Annotated in this window: 25 protein-coding genes and 2 pseudogenes; 13 read left to right on the forward strand and 14 right to left on the reverse strand. The window is 69.5% G+C overall.

Annotated elements, in window-relative coordinates:
- Positions 1 to 3 precede the first annotated feature (3 nt).
- From HK415_RS25335 to HK415_RS15875, 6 genes and pseudogenes are all read right to left on the reverse strand, one after another.
- On the reverse strand, positions 4 to 795 hold the full coding sequence (locus tag HK415_RS25335) for a response regulator (RefSeq protein WP_309246717.1): 792 nt from the start codon (positions 793 to 795) through the stop codon (positions 4 to 6).
- A pseudogene (locus tag HK415_RS15850) lies at positions 687 to 7,005 on the reverse strand (HAMP domain-containing protein). Before HK415_RS15850 ends, HK415_RS25335 begins: the two are co-directional and overlap by 109 nt.
- 292 nt (positions 7,006 to 7,297) lie before the next feature.
- The gene (locus tag HK415_RS15860) at positions 7,298 to 8,803 is read right to left on the reverse strand and encodes a sensor histidine kinase (RefSeq protein ID WP_171561030.1); all 1,506 of its coding nucleotides are present in this window, start codon (positions 8,801 to 8,803) and stop codon (positions 7,298 to 7,300) included.
- Positions 8,734 to 9,150: a PAS domain-containing protein gene (locus HK415_RS15865; protein ID WP_171561033.1), complete on the reverse strand. Its 417-nt coding sequence runs from the start codon at positions 9,148 to 9,150 to the stop codon at positions 8,734 to 8,736. Before HK415_RS15865 ends, HK415_RS15860 begins: the two co-directional genes overlap by 70 nt.
- 40 nt (positions 9,151 to 9,190) lie before the next feature.
- Entirely contained in the window at positions 9,191 to 9,532 is a 342-nt protein-coding gene (locus tag HK415_RS15870) for a hypothetical protein (RefSeq protein WP_171556302.1), read from the reverse strand.
- Positions 9,533 to 9,637: 105 nt separating this feature from the next.
- Positions 9,638 to 9,982: a response regulator gene (locus tag HK415_RS15875; protein ID WP_171561035.1), complete on the reverse strand. Its 345-nt coding sequence runs from the start codon at positions 9,980 to 9,982 to the stop codon at positions 9,638 to 9,640.
- A 539-nt stretch (positions 9,983 to 10,521) separates the two neighbouring features.
- Between HK415_RS15875 and HK415_RS15880 the strand changes: the two genes are divergently transcribed.
- Positions 10,522 to 10,728 carry a hypothetical protein gene (locus HK415_RS15880; RefSeq protein WP_171561038.1) on the forward strand — a complete coding sequence of 69 codons (207 nt, stop codon included), beginning with the start codon at positions 10,522 to 10,524 and terminating at the stop codon, positions 10,726 to 10,728.
- Positions 10,729 to 10,941: 213 nt separating this feature from the next.
- Here the strand turns inward: HK415_RS15880 and HK415_RS26485 are convergent, their stop codons facing one another.
- Positions 10,942 to 11,157: a hypothetical protein gene (locus HK415_RS26485; RefSeq protein ID WP_309246718.1), complete on the reverse strand. Its 216-nt coding sequence runs from the start codon at positions 11,155 to 11,157 to the stop codon at positions 10,942 to 10,944.
- Here HK415_RS26485 and HK415_RS25340 point away from each other — a divergent pair.
- The 3 genes and pseudogenes from HK415_RS25340 to HK415_RS15890 all read left to right on the forward strand — a co-directional run.
- Positions 11,069 to 11,779 (forward strand): annotated as a pseudogene (locus HK415_RS25340) (gamma-glutamyltransferase); the annotation flags it as partial. The gene HK415_RS26485 and the pseudogene HK415_RS25340 overlap by 89 nt on opposite strands.
- A gap of 121 nt (positions 11,780 to 11,900) precedes the next feature.
- Positions 11,901 to 12,542: a gamma-glutamyltransferase gene (locus tag HK415_RS25345; protein ID WP_253261911.1), complete on the forward strand. Its 642-nt coding sequence runs from the start codon at positions 11,901 to 11,903 to the stop codon at positions 12,540 to 12,542.
- Positions 12,543 to 12,753: 211 nt separating this feature from the next.
- Positions 12,754 to 13,299 (forward strand): hypothetical protein, encoded by a 546-nt coding sequence (locus tag HK415_RS15890; protein WP_171561040.1) that lies wholly within the window; start codon positions 12,754 to 12,756, stop codon positions 13,297 to 13,299.
- 27 nt (positions 13,300 to 13,326) lie between these two features.
- On the opposite strand, the gene HK415_RS15895 is transcribed toward HK415_RS15890, so the two are convergent.
- Positions 13,327 to 13,605, reverse strand: coding sequence for a KTSC domain-containing protein (locus HK415_RS15895; RefSeq protein ID WP_171561042.1), 279 nt, complete (start codon positions 13,603 to 13,605; stop codon positions 13,327 to 13,329).
- A gap of 76 nt (positions 13,606 to 13,681) precedes the next feature.
- On the opposite strand from HK415_RS15895, the gene HK415_RS15900 reads away from it, so the two are divergent.
- Complete coding sequence (locus tag HK415_RS15900; RefSeq protein ID WP_171561045.1) at positions 13,682 to 14,575, forward strand: dienelactone hydrolase family protein; 894 nt, start codon at positions 13,682 to 13,684, stop codon at positions 14,573 to 14,575.
- Between the two features lie 57 nt (positions 14,576 to 14,632).
- Positions 14,633 to 14,806 (forward strand): ATP-binding protein, encoded by a 174-nt coding sequence (locus HK415_RS15905; protein WP_171561047.1) that lies wholly within the window; start codon positions 14,633 to 14,635, stop codon positions 14,804 to 14,806.
- Positions 14,807 to 14,816: 10 nt separating this feature from the next.
- Here the strand turns inward: HK415_RS15905 and HK415_RS15910 are convergent, their stop codons facing one another.
- Positions 14,817 to 14,966 (reverse strand): hypothetical protein, encoded by a 150-nt coding sequence (locus HK415_RS15910; protein ID WP_171561049.1) that lies wholly within the window; start codon positions 14,964 to 14,966, stop codon positions 14,817 to 14,819.
- Between the two features lie 176 nt (positions 14,967 to 15,142).
- Entirely contained in the window at positions 15,143 to 15,373 is a 231-nt protein-coding gene (locus tag HK415_RS15915) for a cold-shock protein (RefSeq protein ID WP_171561052.1), read from the reverse strand.
- Positions 15,374 to 15,635: 262 nt separating this feature from the next.
- Here HK415_RS15915 and HK415_RS15920 point away from each other — a divergent pair, with 262 nt between their 5' ends.
- From HK415_RS15920 to HK415_RS27610, 5 genes are read left to right on the forward strand one after another with little or no spacing between them, the layout of a single operon-like run.
- Entirely contained in the window at positions 15,636 to 16,622 is a 987-nt protein-coding gene (locus HK415_RS15920; RefSeq protein WP_171561054.1) for a Bug family tripartite tricarboxylate transporter substrate binding protein, read from the forward strand.
- On the forward strand, positions 16,619 to 17,176 hold the full coding sequence (gene rraA, locus HK415_RS15925; RefSeq protein WP_171561056.1) for a ribonuclease E activity regulator RraA: 558 nt from the start codon (positions 16,619 to 16,621) through the stop codon (positions 17,174 to 17,176). Before HK415_RS15920 ends, rraA begins: the two co-directional genes overlap by 4 nt.
- A complete protein-coding gene (gene leuC / locus HK415_RS15930) occupies positions 17,173 to 18,606 on the forward strand; it encodes a 3-isopropylmalate dehydratase large subunit (RefSeq protein ID WP_171561060.1) in 1,434 nt (477 codons plus the stop codon). Before rraA ends, leuC begins: the two co-directional genes overlap by 4 nt.
- A 1-nt stretch (position 18,607) precedes the next feature.
- Entirely contained in the window at positions 18,608 to 19,147 is a 540-nt protein-coding gene (leuD, locus tag HK415_RS15935) for a 3-isopropylmalate dehydratase small subunit (RefSeq protein ID WP_253261912.1), read from the forward strand.
- Complete coding sequence (locus HK415_RS27610; RefSeq protein ID WP_507236454.1) at positions 19,114 to 19,230, forward strand: hypothetical protein; 117 nt, start codon at positions 19,114 to 19,116, stop codon at positions 19,228 to 19,230. The genes leuD and HK415_RS27610 overlap by 34 nt, the downstream gene beginning before the upstream one ends.
- 8 nt (positions 19,231 to 19,238) lie before the next feature.
- Here the strand turns inward: HK415_RS27610 and HK415_RS26490 are convergent, their stop codons facing one another.
- On the reverse strand, positions 19,239 to 19,502 hold the full coding sequence (locus tag HK415_RS26490) for a c-type cytochrome (protein WP_309246719.1): 264 nt from the start codon (positions 19,500 to 19,502) through the stop codon (positions 19,239 to 19,241).
- On the opposite strand from HK415_RS26490, the gene HK415_RS26495 reads away from it, so the two are divergent.
- On the forward strand, positions 19,501 to 19,743 hold the full coding sequence (locus tag HK415_RS26495; protein ID WP_309246720.1) for a hypothetical protein: 243 nt from the start codon (positions 19,501 to 19,503) through the stop codon (positions 19,741 to 19,743). The two genes, HK415_RS26490 and HK415_RS26495, sit on opposite strands and share 2 nt — an antisense overlap.
- Before the next feature lie 85 nt (positions 19,744 to 19,828).
- Here the strand turns inward: HK415_RS26495 and HK415_RS15945 are convergent, their stop codons facing one another.
- From HK415_RS15945 to HK415_RS15950, 3 genes are all read right to left on the reverse strand, one after another.
- A complete protein-coding gene (locus tag HK415_RS15945; RefSeq protein ID WP_171561064.1) occupies positions 19,829 to 20,686 on the reverse strand; it encodes an SDR family oxidoreductase in 858 nt (285 codons plus the stop codon).
- On the reverse strand, positions 20,683 to 20,808 hold the full coding sequence (locus tag HK415_RS25930; protein WP_256373059.1) for a hypothetical protein: 126 nt from the start codon (positions 20,806 to 20,808) through the stop codon (positions 20,683 to 20,685). The genes HK415_RS15945 and HK415_RS25930 overlap by 4 nt, the downstream gene beginning before the upstream one ends.
- A gap of 143 nt (positions 20,809 to 20,951) precedes the next feature.
- Positions 20,952 to 21,305 carry a DUF4148 domain-containing protein gene (locus tag HK415_RS15950; protein ID WP_171561066.1) on the reverse strand — a complete coding sequence of 118 codons (354 nt, stop codon included), beginning with the start codon at positions 21,303 to 21,305 and terminating at the stop codon, positions 20,952 to 20,954.
- Positions 21,306 to 21,606: 301 nt separating this feature from the next.
- Here HK415_RS15950 and HK415_RS15955 point away from each other — a divergent pair, with 301 nt between their 5' ends.
- Positions 21,607 to 21,912: an STAS/SEC14 domain-containing protein gene (locus HK415_RS15955; protein WP_171561068.1), complete on the forward strand. Its 306-nt coding sequence runs from the start codon at positions 21,607 to 21,609 to the stop codon at positions 21,910 to 21,912.
- Positions 21,913 to 21,920: the final 8 nt, after the last annotated feature.

Consider the following 21,920-nt stretch of genomic DNA (forward strand, 5'->3'; position numbering starts at 1 on the left):
TGCTCACCGGAACAGCCACACGCGCATCAGCGACAGGAGCTGGTCGGTGTTGACCGGTTTGGAGATGTAGTCGCTGGCGCCCGCTTCCAGGCATTTCTCGCGGTCGCCCTTCATGGCCTTCGCCGTCAGCGCCAGGATCGGCAGGGTGCGGAACGCGGCGTCCTTGCGGATCTCGCGCATGGTCTCGTATCCGTCCATCTCCGGCATCATGATGTCCATCAGCACCATCTCCAGGTCCGGCGTGTTCTTCAGGATGTCGATCGCCTGGCGGCCGTTGGTGGCGCTGACCACCTCCACCTCGTGGTTCTCCAGCACCGAGGTGAGCGCGAAGATGTTGCGCGCGTCGTCGTCCACCACCAGCACCTTGCGCCCGCGCAGCACCTCCGAGGAGTTGTGCAGCCGCTCCAGCATCGCCTGCTTCTCCTGCGGCAGCTGGGTGACGACACGGTGCAGGAACAGCGCGGTCTCGTCCAGCAGGCGCTCCGGCGACTGCACGTCCTTGAGCACGATGCTCTTGGCCATGGTGTTCAGGCGGCCCTGTTCGTCCGGGCTCAGGTCCTTGCCGGTGAACACCACCACCGGGACGCTGGAGAGCGCGGCCTGCTCGCGCATCTGCTCCAGCAGCTCGAAGCCGCTCATGTCCGGCAGCCGCAGGTCCAGAACCACGCAGTCGAAGGGCTGGCGCCTCATCGCCGACAGCGCCGCCTCGCCGCTGCCGGCGGTGGCGATGTCGATGTCGTCGTAGCCCAGGAGTTCGACCACGGCGTCGCGCTCGATCTCGTTGTCCTCCACCACCAGCAGCCGCTTGGTGCGCGGTACGGTGAATTCCTTGAGGCGTCGAAGGCCGCTTCCAGGCCCGCGGTGGTCGGTTCCTTGAGCAGGTAGTTGAAGGCGCCGTGCGACAGGCCGTGCTGGCGCTCCTCCTCCATGGTCACGATCTGCACGGGGATGTGGCGCAGCGCCGGGTCGAGCTTGAGCTGGTTGAGCACCGTCCAGCCCAGCATGTCGGGCAGGAAGATGTCCAGCGAGATCGCCGAGGGCTGGTACTGGCGCGCCAGCGACAGGCCGATCGCGCCCTTGGTCGCCACCAGCCCCTTGAAGCCCTTGTCGCGCGCCAGCCCCAGCAGGATGCGCGCGTAGTGCGGGTCGTCCTCGATCACCAGCAGCACCGGGTCGCCCGGCTGGATCTTCTCGCGGTCGTCGGGGATGTGTTCCTCACGCACCATGGGCAGCGTGATCACCGTTGCTTCCTGCTTCGCCTTGCGGTTGGTGACCGTCGCGGACTCGGGACCGGAGTAGTGCAGCGGCAGGTAGAGCGTGAAGGTGCTGCCCTGCCCCGGCACGCTGTGCAGCCGGATCTCGCCGCCCAGCAGGTAGGCCAGTTCGCGGCTGATCGCCAGGCCCAGTCCGGTGCCGCCGTACTTGCGCGAGGTGCCGGCGTCGGCCTGCTGGAAGGCTTCGAAGATCAGGCGCTGCTTCTCGATCGGCACGCCGATGCCGGTGTCTTCCACCGCGAAGGCGACCACGTTCTGCGCCTGGCCCAGGACCGGGTGGTCCGGGCTCCAGCCGCTGGTGGCCAGGCCCACGCGCACCTCGACATGGCCGTGCGCGGTGAACTTCACCGCGTTGGACAGCAGGTTCTTCAGGATCTGCTGCAGGCGCTTGGGGTCGCTGTCCATGGTGCGCGGCAGCTGCTCGGCGAACTTCAGCAGCAGCGGCAGGTTCTTCTGCTCCGCCACGTGCCGGAAGTTGCGGTCCAGGCTCTCGCGCAGGCCGTGGAAGGGGATCTCCTCGATGTCCACCGTCACCGTGCCGGACTCGATCTTCGACAGGTCCAGGATGTCGTTGATCAGGTTCAGCAGGTCGGAGCCCGAGGAATTGATGTTGCGCGAGAACTCCACCTGCTTGGTGGACAGGTTGCCCGCGCTGTTTTCCGCCAGCTGCTGCGACAAGATCAGGATGGAGTTCAGCGGCGTGCGCAGCTCGTGCGACATGTTGGCCAGGAATTCCGACTTGTACTTGGAGGTAAGCGCCAGTTCGGACGCCTTCTCCTCCAGCGCGCGGCGGGCCTGCTCCACTTCCGAGTTCTTGCGTTCCACCTCGGCGTTCTGCTCGGCGAGCAGGCGCGCCTTGTTCTGCAGTTCCTCGTTGGTCTGCTGCAGCTCGATCTGGCGCGACTGCAGTTCGGCCGTCAGCTGCTGCGACTGCTTGAGCAGGCCTTCGGTCCGCATGGTCGCCTCGATGGTGTTGAACACCGCGCCCAGGCCCAGCGCCAGCTGGTCGAGGAAGTTGAGGTTCACCGCCGTGAAGGGCTGCAGCGAAGCGAGCTCGATCACCGCCTTGGTCTGGTTCTCGTACAGCACCGGCAGCACCACCACGCTCAACTTGCTGGCTTCGCCCAGGCTGGAGGAGATGGTGACGTACTCCGCCGGCACGTCGGCCAGCAGGATGCGCCGGTTCTGCAGCGCGCATTCGCCGACCAGGCCTTCGCCCAGGCGGATGGTGGGCGACAGCTGCATGCGGTCGGTCTGCGCGTAGGTGGCCAGCACCAGCAGTTCGCCGTCGGTGCCGTCGGCGATGTTGCTGTGGTAGATGCTGCCCTGGTGCGCGCTGACCAGCGGCGCCAGTTCCGACAGCAGCATCTTGCCCACGGTGTTCAGGTCGCGCTGGCCCTGCAGCATGCCGGTGAAGCGCGCCAGGTTGGTCTTCAGCCAGTCCTGCTCGCGGTTCGATTCCGTGGTCTCCCGCAGGTTGGAGATCATGGTGTTGATGTTGTCCTTCAGCTCGGACACTTCGCCCTTGGCGTCCACCTGGATCGAGCGCGTCAGGTCGCCCTTGGTCACGGCCGTCGCCACTTCCGCGATCGCGCGCACCTGGGTGGTGAGGTTGGCCGCCAGCAGGTTCACGTTGCCGGTCAGGTCCTTCCAGGTGCCGGCCGCGCCGGGCACGTTGGCCTGGCCGCCCAGGCGTCCGTCCACGCCCACTTCGCGCGCCACGTTGGTCACCTGGTCGGCGAAGGTCGCCAGCGTGTCGGTCATGCCGTTGATGGTGTCGGCCAGCGCCGCCACTTCGCCCTTGGCCTGCACCGTCAGGCGCTGCGTCAGGTTGCCGTTGGCCACCGCGGTCACCACCTTCACGATGCCGCGCACCTGCTCGGTGAGGTTGGAGGCCATGAAGTTCACGTTGTCGGTCAGGTCCTTCCAGGTGCCGCCCACGCCGGTCACCTGCGCCTGGCCGCCCAGCTTGCCTTCGGTGCCCACTTCACGGGCCACGCGCGTCACCTCGTTGGCGAAGGAGTTGAGCTGGTCCACCATCGTGTTGATGGTGTTCTTCAGCTCCAGGATCTCGCCCTTCACGTCCACCGTGATCTTGCGGTTCAGGTCGCCGCGGGCCACGGCGGTCGTCACTTCGGCGATGTTGCGCACCTGCGAGGTAAGGTTGGCGCCCATGGTGTTGACCGAGTCGGTCAGGTCCTTCCAGGTGCCGGCGACGCCCGGCACCACGGCCTGCACGCCCAGGCGGCCTTCGGTGCCAACCTCGCGCGCCACCCGCGTCACCTCGGAAGCAAAGCTTCGCAGCTGTTCCACCATCGTGTTGATGGTTTCCTTCAGCTGGAGAATTTCACCGCGCACGTCCACGGTGATCTTCTTGGACAGGTCGCCGTTGGCCACCGCGATCGTCACTTCCGCGATGTTGCGCACCTGGTTGGTCAGGTTGGACGCCATCGAGTTCACGTTGTCGGTCAGGTCCTTCCAGGTGCCGGCCACGCCGGGCACCTGCGCCTGGCCGCCCAGCTTGCCTTCGGAGCCCACCTCGCGCGCCACCCGCGTCACTTCGGAGGCGAAGGCCGAGAGCTGGTCCACCATGGTGTTGATGGTTTCCTTCAGCTGCAGGATCTCGCCCTTCACGTCCACCGTGATCTTGCGGCCCAGGTCGCCCCGCGCGATGGCGGTCGCCACGTCGGCGATGTTGCGCACCTGGCCCGTGAGGTTGTTGGCCATGGAGTTGACGTTGTCCGTCAGGTCCTTCCACGTCCCGGCGACGCCCGGCACCTGCGCCTGGCCACCGAGCTTGCCTTCGGTGCCCACCTCGCGCGCCACCCGCGACACTTCGGCCGCGAAGGCGTTGAGCTGGTCCACCATGGTGTTGATGGTTTCCTTGAGTTCCAGGATCTCGCCGCGCACGTCCACGGTGATCTTCTTGGAGAGGTCGCCATTGGCCACCGCGATCGTCACTTCCGCGATGTTGCGCACCTGGTTGGTCAGGTTGGAGGCCATCGAGTTGACGTTGTCGGTCAGGTCCTTCCAGGTGCCGGCCACGCCTTCCACCGCCGCCTGGCCACCGAGCTTGCCCTCGGTACCCACTTCGCGCGCCACGCGGGACACCTCGCCGGCGAAGGAGTTCAGCTGGTCCACCATGGTGTTGATGGTCTGCTTCAGCTGAAGAATTTCACCGCGCACGTCCACCGTGATCTTCTTGGACAGGTCGCCGCGGGCGATGGCCGTGGCCACGTCCGCGATGTTGCGCACCTGCGCCGTGAGGTTGGACGCCATGAAGTTCACGGAGTCGGTCAGGTCCTTCCAGGTGCCCGCGATGCCGGGCACCTGCGCCTGGCCACCGAGCTTGCCTTCGGTCCCCACTTCCCGCGCGACGCGCGTCACCTCCGAAGCGAAGCCGTTCAGCTGGTCCACCATGGTGTTGATGGTGTTCTTCAGCTCCAGGATCTCGCCCTTCACTTCCACCGTGATCTTGCGCGAGAGGTCGCCGCGCGCCACGGCCGTCGTCACTTCCGCGATGTTGCGCACCTGGCCCGTGAGGTTGTTGGCCATCGAGTTGACGTTGTCGGTCAAGTCCTTCCAGGTGCCGGCGACGCCGCGCACCTGCGCCTGTCCGCCCAGCTTGCCTTCCGTCCCCACTTCCCGCGCCACCCGCGTCACCTCGCCGGCAAAGCCGTTGAGCTGGTCCACCATGGTGTTCAGGGTGTTCTTCAGCTCCAGGATCTCGCCCTTCACGTCCACCGTGATCTTTTTGGACAGGTCGCCGTTGGCCACCGCAGTCGCCACGTCCGCGATGTTGCGGACCTGCGCCGTCAGGTTGTAGGCCATCGAGTTGACGTTGTCGGTCAGGTCCTTCCAGGTACCCGCCACGCCCGGCACCTGCGCCTGGCCACCGAGCTTGCCTTCGGTGCCCACCTCGCGCGCCACCCGCGACACCTCGCCGGCGAAGCCGTTCAGCTGGTCCACCATGGTGTTGATGGTGTTCTTCAGCTCCAGGATCTCCCCGCGCACGTCCACGGTGATCTTCTTGGACAGGTCGCCGCGCGCCACGGCGGTGGTCACTTCGGCGATGTTGCGCACCTGGTCGGTCAGGTTGGACGCCATCGAGTTGACGTTGTCGGTCAGGTCCTTCCAGGTGCCCGCCACGCCCGGCACCTGCGCCTGGCCACCGAGCTTGCCTTCGGTGCCCACCTCGCGCGCGACGCGCGTCACTTCGGAAGCGAAGCCGTTCAGCTGGTCGACCATGGTGTTGATGGTGTTCTTCAGCTCCAGCACCTCGCCGCGCACGTCCACCGTGATCTTGCGCGAGAGGTCGCCCTTGGCAACGGCCGTCGTCACTTCGGCGATGTTGCGCACCTGGCCGGTGAGGTTGGAGGCCATGAAGTTCACGTTGTCCGTGAGGTCCTTCCAGGTACCCGCCACGCCCGGCACCTGCGCCTGCCCACCGAGCTTGCCTTCGGTGCCCACCTCGCGGGCCACCCGCGTCACTTCGGATGCGAAGCCGTTGAGCTGGTCCACCATCGTGTTGATGGTTTCCTTCAGCGCCAGGATCTCGCCCCTTCACCTCCACGGTGATCTTGGAGGAGAGGTCTCCCTTGGCGATGGCGGTCGCCACGCCGGCGATGTTGCGCACCTGCGCGGTGAGGTTGGACGCCATGGAGTTCACGGAGTCCGTCAGGTCCTTCCAGGTGCCCGCGATGCCCGGCACCTGCGCCTGACCACCGAGCTTGCCTTCGGTACCCACTTCCTTGGCCACGCGCGTCACTTCGGAAGAGAAGCCGTTCAGCTGGTCCACCATCGTGTTGATGGTTTCCTTCAGCTGCAGGATCTCGCCGCGCACGTCCACCGTGATCTTCTTGGACAGGTCGCCGCGGGCGATGGCCGTGGCCACGTCCGCGATGTTGCGCACCTGCGCCGTGAGGTTGGACGCCATGAAGTTCACGGAGTCGGTCAGGTCCTTCCAGGTGCCCGCCACGCCCGGCACCACGGCCTGGCCGCCGAGACGCCCGTCGGTGCCCACCTCGCGCGCCACGCGCGTCACTTCCGAGGCGAAGGAGCGCAGCTGGTCCACCATGGTGTTGGTTGCTTCCTTCAACTGCAGGATCTCGCCGCGCACGTCCACCGTGATCTTCTTGGACAGGTCGCCGTTGGCGACCGCGATGGTCACGTCGGCGATGTTGCGCACCTGCGCCGTGAGGTTGCCGGCCATCTGGTTCACCGAGTCGGTGAGGTCTTTCCACACGCCCGACACGCCCTTCACCTTGGCCTGGCCGCCCAGCTTGCCTTCGGTGCCCACTTCGCGCGCCACCCGCGTCACCTCCGAGGTGAACACGGACAGCTGCTCGATCATCGTGTTCACCAGCTTGGCGGAGCGCAGGAACTCGCCCTTGAGGTGCCGACCGTCCACCTGAAGCTCCATCGACTGGCCCAGGTCGCCCTTGGCCACCGCGCCGATGGTGCGGGCGATGTCGGTCGTCGGCCGCACCAGGTCGTCGATCAGGGTGTTGAGCGAGTCCACCTGCGCCGCCCAGCTGCCCAGCGCGCCGGGCGCGGAAATCCGTTGCGCCAGGCGCCCTTCCTTGCCGACGGTGTTGGACACGCGCGCCGCTTCGCTGGTGATGCGGTCGGCGTTGGCAATGGTCTGGTTGAAGGCCTCCGAGATCCGCGCATCGACGCCGGACCATTCGGCCGGCAGGCGGACGCTGAAGTCCCCCGAGGCGAAGGCCATGAGCGCGGCCAGCACCTGGCGCGAACGCGCCTCGGCCACTTCGGCCGCAAGGGTGTGGATGGGGGAATCTGGACGGGAGCTGCCGCCTTGGCCGGCCCCGGGGCCTTGGCCGTGTTCGCGCGAGCGGAGGGCTTGGCGGACTTTTTCTTGGTGGATGCGGTGACAGCCTGGTCCATGGAAGCTCCGTATTCCTGTGCAGCGCGGCAAGTGTCGACGCGAACATCCAATGCTGTCGTAGGACGCCGCCGACACAGCGAGCTCAAGGCCGAGCAGGCCGCCGAACTGTGGCGAATTAACGGTCCGACAGCGGCAAGCGCACGGTGAAGGTGCTGCCGCGGCCGACGCCGGCGCTGTCCGCCTCGATGGAACCGTGGTGCAGCTGCACCAGCTTGCGCACCAGCCACAGGCCGATGCCCAGGCCGCCATGGCCCGTGCCGTTGGCGCCCTGCCCCTGCGCGAACATGTCGAACACCTGCGGCAGCAGCTCGGGCGGGATGCCGCTGCCGTTGTCCTGCACCTCCACCACCGCCTGCGTGCCTTCGACGCGGGCGCGCACTTCGATGCGGCCTCCGGGCGGCGTGTACTTGGTTGCGTTGTTCACCAGGTTGCTGAACACCTGCGCGAGACGCGTCAGGTCGCCGTGCACGGGAACCGGCTCCTGCGGCATCTGCAGCGACAGCGCATGGCCCGCGGCGGCCACGGCCGGCTGGCAGGCTTCCAGCGCATCGGACAGCACCCGGTCGAGGGTCAGCGGCTCCAGCCGCAGTTCCAGCTTGCCGCGGCTGACGCGCGACACGTCCAGCAGGTCGTCCACCAGCCGCACCAGGTGCGTGAGCTGGCGCTCCATCATCCCGCGGGTGCGTTCCGCGGCCGGCGGCAATTCGCCGACGCGGCGCAGGATCTCCAGGCCGGTGCGGATCGGCGCCAGCGGATTGCGCAGCTCGTGCGCCAAAGTGGCGATGAATTCGTCCTTGCGCCGGTCCGCCTCCACCACGTCGGTGATGTCGGTGGACACGCCGCACACGGCATAGATCTGGCCGTTGTCGTCGTACAGCGGGAACTTGCTGGAGCGGAAGGTCGCGGCCTGGCCGTGCAGCAAGGCGCGCTCCTGCGTGACCACCGGCTGCCCCTCCTCGGCCACCTTGCGGTCGGTGGCGCGCAGGCGCGCCGCGGTTTCGGCGCCGAAGATCTGTTCGTCGGTGATGCCCTGCGCCTCCTCCGGGCTCAGGCCATGCAGCCGCCGCCAGGCCTGGTTGGACAGGATGTAGCGCCCCTGCAGGTCCTTCGCGTACACCAGCGCGCCGGCGCCCTCGATCACCGACAGCGTGAGCCGCTGCGCGGCGCGCAGCTTGCGCTCGGCCACCATCTCCGTCGTGACCTCGCGCGCCGCGCAGATGCCGCGCTCGGGCTGCAGGCGGCCGTCGATCATGGCGAACACGATCTGCAGCCGGATGTGCAGCCAGCGCACCACGCCGCTGGGCAGCAGCGCGCGCACGTCGATCGCCAGGTGGCCGTTGCCCGCCGGATCGAGGGTGCGCGCGATCTCGCGCAGGTAGCGCTCGCGGTCTTCGGGGTGGATGCGGTCGAAGATCGCCTGCCGCGGCACCGTCAGCGGCCCCTCGCCGAGTTCCAGCAGGCGGGCCAGTTCGCCAGAGATGTGGTTGAGGTTGGTGCGGTAGTCGATCTCCGCCATCACCAGGCCCGCGGCCTGGATGCCCATCTCCAGCTTCAGCTGGGTCGCCGCGCGCTGCGCCTCGGCCAGCTTGCGCTGCGTGATGTCGCGCGCGATGCCCAGCACGCCGACGATGTTGCCGCTGGCGCCGCGCAGGGCATCTTGCGGGCCAGCCAGTGCCGCACGCTGCCGTCGGGAAGCCGCAGCGCTTCCTCGATCTCGGTCGGCTGGCCCGACGCGATCACGCGCCGGTCGTTCTCCATCAGTTGCCGCGCCGCCTGCAGGTCACCCAGGATCTCGGCGTCCGTGCGGCCGAGGACCTGCTCCGCGGAGCGCTGGAGCGCGGCCAGCGTGGCCGGATTCGCGAAGCGATAGCGGCCTTCGAGGTCCTTGGCGAACATGACGTCGTCCGTCGCTTCGGCGATGGCCGTGGCCAGCAGGCCCGGGTGCTCGAAGAGGCTCGCGGCGGTCATGTATGCGCATTCTCATGCACAAGCCGCGCCGCCTGCAGCCTCAGCGGCGGTAGGGATTGTTCGGACGGCGGTCCTGGTGGTCGGGCGTGCCGTCGCCGTCGCTGTCCTGCTGCACGGTGCCGTAGGGATAGGACGGAGCGCTGCCATAGGGATAGGTGCCGTAGCTGCCCGGATAGCTGCCCTGGCTCCCCGGATAGGTGGCGGCGGGGTAGCTGCCGTAGTTGCCGGGATAGCTGCCATAGGTATAGACCGGCCCGGTCTGGTACTGCACGTTCGCCGGGCCGTAGCCGGGCTGGCCGTAGCCGTAGCCGTAGGGATCGCCGTAGCTGGCGCAGCCGGCCAGCACGGCGACGGCGGCCAGGGGAAGAAGGAGAGCTTTCATGGGACGGACCTCACAGCATGTTCATTGCTGCAGCCAGTCTGCGCAGCGCGGCCGTTCACCGGCGCAGGGACACTGCCGCTTTACCTGTAGGAGGCCGCGATGCGCTCAGCCCGCCGCCGGCGGCAGCACCTGCAGCAAGGCGGCCACCATCACCGGCTTGAGCAGGAAGTGGTCGAAGCCGGCGAGCTGCGCGGCCTCGCGGTCGGTCGTGGAGTTCGACCCGGTGAGCGCCACCACCTTGATCGCCTCGGTGCCCGCGGCCTGGCGGATCCGCGTGCAGGCCAGCACGCCGCCCATGTGCGGCATGTGCAGGTCGAGGATCACCACCGCCGGCCTGTGCTCCAGTGCCGCGGCGACGCCGGCTTCGCCGTCGTAGGCCACGATCGGCTCGAAGCCCAGCATCTCGAGCAGCTGCGCCAGCGTGTCCGCGCCGTCCCTTTCGTCGTCCACGACCAGGACGCGCGTCGGGCGGGACGCTGGGGGTGAGGCGGGCTCGTTCTCCATCCTGCAAAGGTAGCAGTTCGGCGCGCCCGCGGGTTGAGCAAGACCAGTGCCCGCAGGGCCTTGCGCGGCCGGGCCTCCCGGCGTGGCCGCGGCTCGGCAAATGGGTTACGATGGTCCGGCCCGACGTCTGCAAGACAGTCATCCTGAGGCCTCTTCCCCTTCGCGCCCCTGCCGGGCGTGTCGCAGTCGAATCCCCCATCGTTGATCTTCCTGGCGTCGGTTCCGCGCCAGCCTTGCGCCTCGCAGGGGCTGGTCAGAGAGTCGAACAGGAGACACGCCGATGGCCAAACCCAACTACGCATTCGCCAAGCGCCAGCGCGAGCTGGAGAAGAAGCGCAAGAAGGAAGAGAAGGCGCTGGGCCGCAAGGAGCCGCACGAACAGGAACAGGACCCCGCCGCCCCCGTTCCCGCCGCCGTCGTCCCCCAGCCCCCGAACCCAAGTGAGCGCTGCCCGTCCGGAAGACCGCCGGCGAGGAGAACTGCAGTTGAAAGACGACGTCAAGACCGAGCTGCGCGCCGATGGCCTGCGCTACGTGTCGAAATCCAGCGGGACGGACTTTCCCGGCGCGTTCGGCGCGACCATGAGCTGCTTCCGCTGCGGCCGGCACGTGCCGCGCTCCGGCCTGCGCTCCTTCCTGCTGGCCGGCTCGCGCCAGTACTGCTGCCGCAACGGCTGCGCGGTTCCCGGCTAGACCCGTTTTCCCGGAGCTTCGTTCAGGCTCCGTTCAGGACCGCCCCGCCACACTGGCAGGATGAAGGCGGTCCCCACCACCCTGAAACTGCTGGCGCAGCTGGTCGCATCCGTGCTGCTGGCCTGCGTCGTGCTGTGGACCGCGGCTGCCGCCATGTGGCGCTGACCGCGCCCGGCAGAGGGAAAACCGCGGTGCCCGCCGGCCCGCCCCTCGCTACATTGGCCAGCGCATGGTCGATGACAACCTCTCCAACACCCAGTCCGTCCGCAAGGCGGTGATCGCCACCGAGGCCGGCGTGGTCGCCTCGCAGCACAAGGGCGCGGCGCGCGTGGGTGCCGCGGTGCTCGCGGCGGGTGGCGATGCGGTCGATGCCGCGGTCGCCACTTCCTTCGCGCTCGGCGTGCTCGAACCCTGGATGAGCGGCGTCATGGCCGGCGGTGCCATGGTGCTGTGGCGCGCGGACGAGCAACGCGCCCATGTCGTGGACTACGGCATGCGCTCGCCGCGTGCCCTCGATCCCGCGGACTATCCCCTGAGCGGCGCCGGCCGCAACGCCGACCTGTTCCCCTGGCCGGCGGTGGTGGACGACCGCAACGTGCAGGGCGCCACCGCCGTCGCCGTGCCCGGCGTCGTCTCCGGCCTGGGGCTGGCCCACGCGCGCTACGGCAACCAGGGCTGGCGCGACCTCGTGCTGCCGGCCGTGCAGCTCGCACGGCAGGGCATGCTGGCGGACTGGTACTCCGGCCTGATCACCGCGTCCTGCGCCAAGGCCCTGTCGCTCGATGCGGACGCGGCCGCCATGTTCCTCGACGAAGGCCGCTGGCCCATCCTCGGCTCGTGGACCGGCAGCGCCGAGCGCCGCATCGACCAGCAGGCCCTGGCCCGCACCCTGCAGCGGATCGCCGACGAAGGACCGCGTGCGCTCTACGAAGGCGAGCTGGCGCGCGCGCTGGTGCGCGACGTGCGCGCCAAGGGCGGCTGCCTGGGCGAGCCGGACATGGCGGCCTACCAGGCGCATTGGGCCGAGCCGCTGGTGGTGCCCTACCGCGGCCACCACTTGCACGCCGCGCCCGGCCTGACCGGCGGCCCGACCTTCGCGCAGGCACTGCAGCAGCCTGGAGCGCGAACTGCAGCCGGACGGCCGCGGCCCGGGCCCGCAGGCCTACCAGGCGATGGCGCGCGCGCTGGACGCGGCCTTCCGCACGCGGCTGGAGAACATGGGCGACCACGAGAGCCCGAGCGCACCGCCCTGCACCACGCACTTCAGCGTGGTCGACCGCCACGGCAACATGTGTTCGGTGACGCAGACGCTGCTGTCGGTGTTCGGTTCGCGCGTGGTGTCGCCCTCCACCGGGCTGCTGCTGAACAACGGCATCATGTGGTTCGACCCCGAGCCCGGCAAGCCGAATTCGCTGGCGCCGGACAAGCGCGTGCTGGCCAACTACTGTCCCGTGGTGGGCATCGCCGGCGACGGCCGCCAGTTCGCCCTCGGCGCCTCGGGCGGCCGCAAGATCCTGGGCGCCGTGATGCAGCTGAGCTCCTTCATCCTCGACCACGGCATGACGCTGGACCAGGCCTTCCACCAGCCGCGCATCGACGTCAGCGGCAGCGGCCAGGTGGTCGCCGACCAGGCGCTGGGGCCGGAGATCCTGGACGCGCTGGCGGAAGTCATGCCCACGGTGCCGGGCCGGCGCATGGCCTTCCCCTACCTGTTCGCGTGCCCCGCCGGCGTCATGCGCGACACAGGTCGCAACATGGGTTGCACGGAGGTGTTGTCGCCTTGGGGTGACGCCGTGGCCGGGAGCGAAAGGTAGGCTCCGGCGGACCGGCGGCGGCGCGCGCGGACTTTTCCCTGGCTCGGCTGTAACAGTGCGAATCGGCGTGGGGCTTCCCGGCCCTTGCGGCCGTACATTCAGCTGGGGCAACCGCCCACAGGGAAACGGAGCACGCGCCGCAATGGCAACCATCATCAGCTGGGTACGCGCCACTGGCGGGTGGCTGCGCTCGCCGTTCGGGGACCTCCCCGTGCTGCGCGCGGACGACCCGCAGGTGCACCAGACCTGGCTGATCCTGGCCGGCGGCATCGCGCTGATCCTCTCGCGCGCATCGAAGGCGGAACTGGAGACGCGCTTCTGCGCCGCGCGCCAGGTCTACGCCCTGGTCCGCGCCCGCCTCGAGAAGAGGCGCCTGCCCAAGCCGGAACCGACGCTGCTGCGCGACGCGCTGCACGAGATCGCCAACCTCGCCGATCCGATGACCAAGGAAGCGGGCCGCGAATGCCTGGCCCGCACGGTGGAGCGCATGGCGCGCAAGGCCGGCACCGGCACGCCCGCGAGCACCGGCCCGGCCTCGCTGCAATCGACGGGCGCCCCGCCCAGCAGCCATGTGGCGCCCTCGCAAGTCACGCAGTCCGCGCAGGCCGCACCCTTGCCTGAGCCAGCTCCCGCTGCGCCGCCGGCGGAAGACCACCAGGCCACGCAGATCGACCTGGACCTGCTGTTCGAACGCTCGAACAAGCTGCGCGGCACCGTCGCCTTCGCCCGCTCCACCACCTTCGGCCAGGACTCCTGATCCGCGCGGGCAGCGCGCGACGGCAGGCTATTCGTCTTCCTTGCCGAACAGGTCGCCGAGGTCCTTGCCGCCCGACCTCGTGCCCGGATTCATCGGCCGTCCCTTCGGATACTCCTCGGCGATGCGGTCTTCCCAGTAGGTGGCCGGATTCGGCGCACTGCAGAGGCGGCGGAACACCTCCTCGGGCACGTGCTTGTACGCGAGCACGGACTTGTTGTCCCAATGCAGGTCCAGCTGGCGCGAGGCCGGGTCGTACTCCGCCTTGCGGACGCGGCCGCTGGTGAACAGTTTGGTGGGCATGGTCATGAGGCTAGTGCGCTCCCGCCGCGCTGTCAAAACTCCGGCGCATCGCTACACTCGCCCGACCCGCCAAGGAGTGACGATGCCGCCTCGCCTCACCGTCCAGGATTTCGACCAGGAACTGCTGATCCTCTTCGACGCCTACGTGCACGGCGACATGGACCGGCGCGGCTTCCTCGACCGCGCGCAGCGCTTCGCCAAGGCAGGCGTCACGGCAGCGGGCCTGCTCGCCGCGCTCAGCCCCGACTTCGCTCTGGGCCAGCAGGTGCGCCCCGACGATCCGCGGCTGAAGGCCGAACGCGCGAGCGTCGCCTCCCCTGCCGGCCACGGCAGCATCAACGGCTACCTCGTGCGGCCCGCCGCCGCGGGCGCGGCCCGCCTGCCCACCGTGTTCGTCGTGCACGAGAACCGCGGCCTGAATCCGCACATCGAGGACATCACGCGCCGTCTCGCGCTCGACGGCTTCATGGCCTTCGCGCCCGATGCGCTCACGCCGCTGGGCGGCTACCCGGGCGACGAGGACAAGGCGCGCGCCGCCTTCGCCACGCTGGACCAGGCGAAGACGCGGCAGGACTTCCTGGCCGCCGTCGCCTGGCTGCGCGCGCGCGCCGACGGCAACGGCAAGATGGGCGCGGTCGGCTTCTGCTACGGCGGCGGCATCGTGCACTGGCTCGCGACGCAGCTGCCCGACCTGAACGCGGCGGTGCCCTTCTACGGCAACAGCCCGGCACCGGAAGAAGCCGCGAAGGTGAAGGCGCCGCTGCTGGTGCACCTGGCTGGCGTGGACGAGCGCATCAATGCGGCCTGGCCCGCCTACGAGGCGGCGCTGCGTGCCGCCGGGGTGAGATACACGATGGTGCAGTACCCGGGCACGCAACACGGCTTCAACAACGACACCACGCCTCGCTACGACGCGGCCGCGGCCCAGCAGGCCTGGGGCCGAACGGTCGCGTTCTTCAAGTCGCAGCTGGCCTGAGGTCGCGCGACGCGCGGGCCCGCGCTGAGCCACATTGCCGCGCGAAGCTCTCTTGGCATGAACACGGGCATCGGCGTGGGCCTGGCGCTGGTGCGGCAGATCGTGGAACTGCACGGCGGGACCGTGCAGGCCAAGAGCCCGGGGATCGGGAAGGGTTCGGAGTTCTCGTTCCGGCTGCCCACGGTCGCTGCGCTGCAGGACCGGGCCGACCGCGCCGCTGCGCGCGGCTAGGCAACCGGCTTCAGGCGGCGGCGAAGGTGCCCGGCGCCGCGATCCACTTCATCGCTTCGGCGCGCGCGTAGTCGGCGGCGGTGAGCGGGTCGCGGAACAGGCGCGTCAGGCGCAGGATGCGGTCGCTGGTGCTGCGGCCGCTGCCCGAGCGGATCGACACGGAGCAGGCGAACCAGCCGTTCTCGATGGCGCGGGTGAGGGGGAAATGAGGTACTTGCCCACGTTGAGCGGGCTGTGGATGTTGTCTTGCATCGTTGTTCTTCTGTGGATTCGTGCTCCCGGCATGGGAGCAGCGCCGCTGCGGGCGCGAAGGCCGCAGCGGCGCCAGCGTGACGATCAGGAGGCGATCGTGACGATGTTGCTGGCCTGGGGACCCTTGGGGCCCTGGGTCACGCTGAACTGCACGCGGGCGTTTTCGGCCAGCGTCTTGAAGCCGTCGGCGCCCTGGATCTCGCGGAAGTGGGCGAACAGGTCCTTGCCGCCGTCATCGGGGGCGATGAAGCCGTAGCCCTTGCTCTCGTTGAACCACTTGACGACTCCGGTCTGGGTTGCTTGATTGGTCTGCATTCGATTTTCCTTTCGGGAATTGCCGCGCGGCAACGTGCCTCGCGGAGTGCGAAACGCCTAGAGGAGCATCGGTGGGGAATTCAAACAACGACGCGCCGGCGGGGCCGGCGGTGGAGAAGAGACCTGATGATGAACGGTCTGGTGAACGTCTAGCGAGGGCCATCATAGCCTCTTTCCGGACATCGCGTACTGTCCATCGAAAGTTGACCCGGCCTGCGCAGGCAAAATGGCCGCTTCCCCCGCAGTCCTCCCGGAGACGAACATGAACTTCCCCTCCCGCCGCTCGCTGCTCGCCGCAGCCGCGCTGGCCCTCGCCCTGCCCTTCGCCGCCAGCTCCGTCCAGGCGCAGGCCTGGCCCGACAAGCCGATCCGCATCGTGGTCGGCTTCGCGCCCGGCGGCTTCACCGACGTGCTCGGGCGCCTGATCGGCCAGAAGCTGTCCGAGCGCCTGGGCCAGCCCGTGGTGGTGGAGAACAAGCCGGGTGCCGCCGGCACGCTGGGCGCCGACCAGGTGGCCAAGGCCAAGCCCGATGGCTACACGCTGCTGCTCGCGCACAGCAACTCCAACTCGGTGGCGCCGGCGCTCTATCCCAAGCTGCCCTACAACATCCTCAGCGACTTCACGCCGATCATCCCGGTGGCCAACACGCCGCTGCTGCTGACGGTGCATCCCAGCGTCGCGGCCAAGGACGTGAAGGAGTTCGTGGCGCTTGCGAAGGCCAAGCCGGGCGCGTTGCGCTACGCATCCTCCGGCGGCGGCAGCGCCCAGCACCTGGCGGCCGAGCGCTTCCAGCTGGCCACCGGCACGCAGATGACGCACATCCCCTACAAGGGCAGCGGCCAGGCGATCGTCGACCTGCTCTCGGGCCAGGTGGAACTGAACTTCGAGAGCCCGCCCAACGTGATGACCCACGCCAAGGCGGGCAAGCTGCGGCTGCTGGCGATCACCAGCAACAAGCGCTCGGCGCTCCTGCCCGACGTGCCCACCATGGCGGAAGCCGGCGTGAAGAACGCCGAGATGCTGCAGTGGTTCGCGGTGATGGGCCCGGCGAAGATGCCGGCGGACATCACGCGCCGCCTGAACACCGAGATCGCCGCGATCCTGAAGATGCCCGAGGTGGCCGAGAAGATCGCCTCGCAGGGCGGCGAGATCATGGGCGGCTCCTCCGAGGACTTCGCGAAGTTCATCGCCAGCGACAGCGCCGCCTTCGCCCGGCTGGTGAAGGAAGCGAAGATCACGCTGGAGTGAGCACGGTGACGCTCAAGACCTCCGACCTGTGCGACGCCTGCGATGCGGCGCTGCCCTGCGCCCTGCCCTTTCGCGGCTGGGGCCGGCGGCGCGCCTTCTCCGGCAACATCCGCACCATCCGCTGCCATGAGGACATCGGCCTGATGCGCGAACTGGTGGGCCAGCAGGGCCACGGCCACGTGCTGGTGATCGACGGCGGCGGCTCGCTGCAGCGCGCGCTGTTCGGCGACGTGATGGCGGCGGTGGCCGCGCGCAACGGCTGGGCGGGCCTCATCATCAACGGCGCCATCCGCGACGGCGGCGAGATCGACGAGATGGACGTCGGCGTCAAGGCCCTGGGCACCGTGCCCAAGCGCGGCGAGCGCAGCGGCGCCGGCGAGGTGGACGTGCCCGTCACCTTCGGCGGCGTCACCTTCCATCCCGGCCGCCGCGTGGTGGCGGACGACGACGGCGTCATCGTGCTCCCGGAAGGGATCACCGAAGCCGACATCGAAACGGCCGACGCGCTGGCGGCGACCGCCGCCTACGCCGGCAACGGCGGACCGACGAAGTGAAGCCGCGCACGCTGTACCGCCGGATCGTGGATGCGCACACCGTGCGCAGGCTGGGCGACGCGGGCCAGGTGCTGCTCTACGTGGACCGGCAGGTCCTCAACGAGTACACCAGCCCGCAGGCCTTCGCGGCGCTGCACGCGGCCGGCCGGCTCGTGTGGCGGCCCGCCTCCTCCACCATCGCGGTGGTGGACCACGTGAACCCGACCACGCCCGTGCGCAACGCGCGCACGATGATGATCGCCGACGCCGAACGCTCGCTGCAGGTCAAGCTGCTGCAGCAGAACTGCGAATGGCATGGCATCGCGCTCTACGACATGCTGGATGAGCACCAGGGCATCGAACACATCGTCGCCAGCGAGCAGGGCCTGGTGCTGCCCGGCATGGTGATGGCCGCGGGCGACAGCCACACCACCACGCACGGCGCGATGGGCGCGCTGGGCTTCGGCATCGGCAGCAGCGAGATCGAGCACCTGCTGGCCACGCAGACGCTGGTCTACACGGTGCAGAAGTCCATGCGCGTGGACGTCTGGGGCCGGCTGGGCGCCGGCGTGACGGCCAAGGACCTCGTGCTCGAACTGATCCGCAGGATCGGCGCCGACGGCGCCACCGGGCACGTCATCGAATACACCGGCGCGGCGATCCGCGCGCTCGGCGTCGAAGGCCGGCTGACCCTGTGCAACATGAGCGTGGAAGCCGCGGCCCGCGGCGCGATCGTCGCGCCGGACGACACGCTGTTCGACTACCTGCACGGCCGCGAGCGCGTGCCGAAAGGCGTGCTGTGGGACCAGGCCGTGGCGGCCTGGCGCGGCCTGCGCAGCGAGGACGGCGCGGAGTTCGACGCCAGCGTCACGCTCGACGGGACGCAGGTCCAGCCGATGGTGACCTGGGGCACCAGCCCGGACCAGGGCACGACCATCTCGCAGGCGGTGCCGGATCCGGCGGACGAGACCGACCCGACCCGCCGGCGCAGCGCGGTGCGCGCGCTGGAGTACATGGGACTGCAGCCGGGGCAGCAGCTCGAGGGCCTGCCCATCAGCCACGCCTTCATCGGCTCCTGCACCAACGGCCGCATCGAGGACCTGCGCGACGCCGCGCGCGTGCTGCGCGGCCGCCGGGTCGCGGCCGGCGTGCGCGCTTTGGTGGTGCCGGGGTCGACCCAGGTGCGGATGCAGGCGGAGGCCGAAGGGCTGGCCGAGGTGTTCCGCGCAGCCGGCTTCGAATGGCGGCAGGCGGGCTGCTCGATGTGCGTGGCGATGAACGACGACCACCTGATCGCCGGCGACCGCTGCGCCTCCAGCACCAACCGCAATTTCGAGGGACGGCAGGGACCGGGGGCGCGCACGCACCTCATGAGCCCGGCGATGGTGGCTGCCGCGGCCGTGACCGGCGCCCTGGCCGACGTGCGCAAGCTGATGGCCGAGGAGCGCTGAGATGGAAGCCTTCAAGTCGCTCACCGGGATCGCCGCGGCACTGCCCATGGCCAACCTGGACACCGACCAGATCATGCCCAAGCAGTTCCTGCGCGGCGTGGACCGCGAGAGCGGGCTGGCGCTGGGATTCCTGCACGACCTGCGCTTCGACGCCTCGGGCGTGCAGCGCGCCGGCTTCGTGCTCAATCGCGAACCCTGGAGCCACGCGAAGATCCTGGTGACCGGGCCGAACTACGGCTGCGGCTCCAGCCGCGAGCACGCGGTGTGGGGCATGGTGCAGGTGGGCCTGCGCTGCGTCATCGGCTCCAGCTTCGGCGGCATCTTCGCCGACAACTGCGCGCGCAACGGCGTGCCGGCGATCACCTTGCCGGTGGAGGAAGTCGAGCGCCTGCTGGCGCTGGCGGCCGATCCCGCGCGCTGCGAGATGACGGTGGACCTGGAGCGGCAGGTGATCGCGACGGCGGACGGCCGCACGCAGGGCTTCGCGTTCGACCCCTGCGCCGGCACATGCTGCTCAAGGGCCTGGACGCGGTGGGCCTGACGATGGAGATGGCGGAGGACATCCGCCGCTTCGAGCAGAAGTACTTCCTGGCCAACCCCTGGCTCGCGCCGTCAGGCGCCTGAGCGCGCCGCTACTTGCCCTGCGCGACCATGTAGTCGACGGCCGCCTTCACGTCGGCATCGGCCAGCGCGGTGTTGCCGCCCTTGGGCGGCATCATGCCCTTCTTGCCGGTGTAGCCCTCGAGGGCGTGCTTGTAGAGGATGTCATTGCCCTGCGCGATGCGCGGGCCCCAGTCGCCCTTGTCGCCCAGCTTGGGCGCACCGGCGACGCCGGCACCGTGGCAGACCACGCAGGCCTTGCCGTAGGTGTCCTGGCCGGAGCCCGCGGCGCCCATGGCGGCGGTGCTGCTCGCGTCGGGGCTGGTGCTCGACGGTGCCGGCGAGGTCGAGGTGGTATTGGCGGCGACGGTCGTGTCCGCCGCCGGTGCGCTGGGCGCGGGGGTCGCGCTGCTCGGCGCGGGTGTCACGCTGCTGGCCGCCGTGGAGGCGCTGTCTTCCTGCCGGCTGCAGGCGCCGAGCGCCGCGGCGACCGCGAGCAGCAATGCAAGTCTTTTCATGGGATGTCTCTCCCGCTGACGTTGGGCCTGCATTCTGCGAACGGCGCGCGCAGCCGCCGCGTGAGACGCCGCCGCGCCGGCGCGTGCGGCGTCGTCCGACGGCTTCAGGACTTCAGGGCTGCGGCGACGGCCTGCTGCAGGGTGGCCGCGGGACGGCCGATCAGCTTTTCCAGGTCGGGCTCCGTTCCGTGCAGCGCGCCCTTCGCGGCGGAAGCATCCGAATCGGCCAGCAGCTGCGCGACCGGCTCCGGCAGGCCCGCGCCGAGCAGCGCCGCCTTGTACGCGGCCTCGGGCATGTCCTGGTGCTTGACCGGCTTGCCGCTCTGGCGCGCCAGTTCCGCGGCGAACTGGGCCAGCGTGAAGTGGGTGCCGCCCGCGAGCTCGTACACGCGGCCGGCTTGCGCATCGCCGGCCGTGAGCACCGCCGCGGCGGCATCGGCGTAGTCGGCCCGGCTGGCGCTGGAGATGCGGCCCTCGCCCGCGCTGCCCATCACCACACCGTATTGCAGCGCCGCGGGGATGCCCAGCATGTAGTTCTCGGCATACCAGCCGTTGCGCAGCAGCACGTGCGGGATGCCCGATGCCGCCAGCGCCGCTTCGGTCTGGCGGTGCTCTTCGGCCAGGCCCAAGGGCGACACGTCGGCATGCAGCACGCTGGTGTAGGCGATGAGTTGGACGCCCGCGCGCTTGGCAGCATCGACGACGGCGGCGTGCTGGCGGGCCCGCTGGCCGATCTCGCTGGAAGAGACCAGCAGCAGCTGGTCGACGCCGGCGAGCGCCCGCTCCAGCGTCTGCGGCCGGTCGTAGTCGGCCTCGCGCACCTGCACGCCACGGGCGGCCAGGTCGGACGCCCTGCCCGGATCGCGCGCCAGCGCAAGGACCTGCTGCGCGGGCACCGTGTCGAGCAGCCGCTCGATCACCAGGCGGCCGAGCTGGCCGGTCGCACCCGTGACGGCGATCATGCGGCGCTCCCGGACAGCAGGATGCAGAAGTCGACGGCGGGCGGGGCGGCGCGATCGTCGCCCAGCGCGAGCGAGGACGCCGCGGCGAGGGCAAGCAGGAGGGTGAGGAGGTAGCGGGCCATGGAATTCCTTCGGGGGCGTGGACCGGTGTCCACGCCATCACTCTAGGCAAGCCGCGCGCCTGCGTATGTGCGTTTACGCACGCCCCAAACGACGCAGGCGCCGCGATGCGGCGCCTGCGTCCCCTCCCCGGCCGGGAGCGTTCTTATTCGCCGATCAGCTTCGTGCCGTCCTCGGCCATCTGCGTGTCGGCCGGATGCGCCGGTTCGCGGCGGGCCAGGAATGCGGAGCCGCTGTCCTCGCCGTTGAAGGCGCCGACCACGTCACGCGAGCGGATGTACTCCTGCGTGACCTGCTCGCGGGTGTGCGCGCTGCGGAAGCCCGCGACCGGGTTGTAGTCGTCGGCCCAGGGGTTCACGCCGGACTGGCGGTGCTGTTGCAGGTCCTGCAGCACCTGCGCGCGCGACAGGGTGGACGTGAACGGCGGCTCCATGGTGATGTCGTCGGCATACGCGCCGGCGGAAGCGAGGAGCAGGGCGAAAGCGATGGTGCGGTTCATGGTGGTTTCCTCTGTTCGGGTGAGCTGGAATTGCGCCGGGGGTGCTGCCTGGGTGCCGCGCCTTCGACGCAGCGAACAATAGGCGAGCCCCCTAAGATCCAGCTCGTCCCGACAAGGTAGGGACCGCATGCATGCGCGATGCGCCACGTGCTCACGCGATGCGGCGCGAGGGCCTGCGCTGCGTCGCGTCTGCGTGCGGCCTCAGGAAAATGCTGCCTGCGCCGGCGGCGGCATGCCGTATGCTCGAACCATGAGCCTGAGCTTCGACGTAGAGCACAGGGAGGGTTATGCGGTCGTCCGCATGAAGGGGGAACCTTCGCTCGGGCAGTTCCTGTCGCTGATCCAGATCATCGCGGTGGAAACCGGCACCTGGACGTCCAGGCGCGTGCTGTTCGACCTGCGCGGCATCCGCACCCTCACCAGCTTCACCGACCACTACGCCATCGGCGAGGAGACGGCGCGGCAGCTGCACCACCTGCACCGCATCGCCTCCGTGGTCGACCCCGACATGATCACGCGCGCCAGCGAGAAGACGGCCCGCCGCTCCGGCGTCAACCTCACCGTCTTCACCGACGAAGCCGAAGCGGTGCGCTGGCTCACTGACTAGGCGACCCG

It is taken from the genome of Ramlibacter montanisoli (assembly GCF_013087525.1).
In the GTDB taxonomy this organism is placed as follows: Bacteria; Pseudomonadota; Gammaproteobacteria; order Burkholderiales; family Burkholderiaceae_C; genus Ramlibacter; species Ramlibacter montanisoli.

Bases quoted from the DNA above. Each gene is read 5' to 3' on its own strand.
- HK415_RS25930 (WP_256373059.1), bottom strand. From the start codon at position 20,808: ATGGCCCGCTACCTCCTCACCCTCCTGCTTGCCCTCGCCGCGGCGTCC.
- HK415_RS15870 (WP_171556302.1), bottom strand. From the start codon at position 9,532: ATGAAAGCTCTCCTTCTTCCCCTGGCCGCCGTCGCCGTGCTGGCCGGC.
- HK415_RS27610 (WP_507236454.1), top strand. From the start codon at position 19,114: ATGCTGCTCAAGGGCCTGGACGCGGTGGGCCTGACGATGGAGATGGCG.
- HK415_RS26485 (WP_309246718.1), bottom strand. From the start codon at position 11,157: ATGACGCCGCTCATCCAGGGTTCGAGCACGCCGAGCGCGAAGGAAGTG.
- HK415_RS26490 (WP_309246719.1), bottom strand. From the start codon at position 19,502: ATGGGCGCCGCGGGCTCCGGCCAGGACACCTACGGCAAGGCCTGCGTG.
- HK415_RS15945 (WP_171561064.1), bottom strand. From the start codon at position 20,686: ATGATCGCCGTCACGGGTGCGACCGGCCAGCTCGGCCGCCTGGTGATC.
- HK415_RS15905 (WP_171561047.1), top strand. From the start codon at position 14,633: ATGAACACGGGCATCGGCGTGGGCCTGGCGCTGGTGCGGCAGATCGTG.
- HK415_RS15950 (WP_171561066.1), bottom strand. From the start codon at position 21,305: ATGAACCGCACCATCGCTTTCGCCCTGCTCCTCGCTTCCGCCGGCGCG.
- HK415_RS15955 (WP_171561068.1), top strand. From the start codon at position 21,607: ATGAAGGGGGAACCTTCGCTCGGGCAGTTCCTGTCGCTGATCCAGATC.
- HK415_RS15920 (WP_171561054.1), top strand. From the start codon at position 15,636: ATGAACTTCCCCTCCCGCCGCTCGCTGCTCGCCGCAGCCGCGCTGGCC.
- HK415_RS26495 (WP_309246720.1), top strand. From the start codon at position 19,501: ATGGCGGCGGTGCTGCTCGCGTCGGGGCTGGTGCTCGACGGTGCCGGC.
- HK415_RS15900 (WP_171561045.1), top strand. From the start codon at position 13,682: ATGCCGCCTCGCCTCACCGTCCAGGATTTCGACCAGGAACTGCTGATC.
- HK415_RS15895 (WP_171561042.1), bottom strand. From the start codon at position 13,605: ATGACCATGCCCACCAAACTGTTCACCAGCGGCCGCGTCCGCAAGGCG.
- HK415_RS15865 (WP_171561033.1), bottom strand. From the start codon at position 9,150: ATGACCGCCGCGAGCCTCTTCGAGCACCCGGGCCTGCTGGCCACGGCC.
- HK415_RS15915 (WP_171561052.1), bottom strand. From the start codon at position 15,373: ATGCAGACCAATCAAGCAACCCAGACCGGAGTCGTCAAGTGGTTCAAC.
- HK415_RS25345 (WP_253261911.1), top strand. From the start codon at position 11,901: ATGGCGCGCGCGCTGGACGCGGCCTTCCGCACGCGGCTGGAGAACATG.
- leuD (WP_253261912.1), top strand. From the start codon at position 18,608: ATGGAAGCCTTCAAGTCGCTCACCGGGATCGCCGCGGCACTGCCCATG.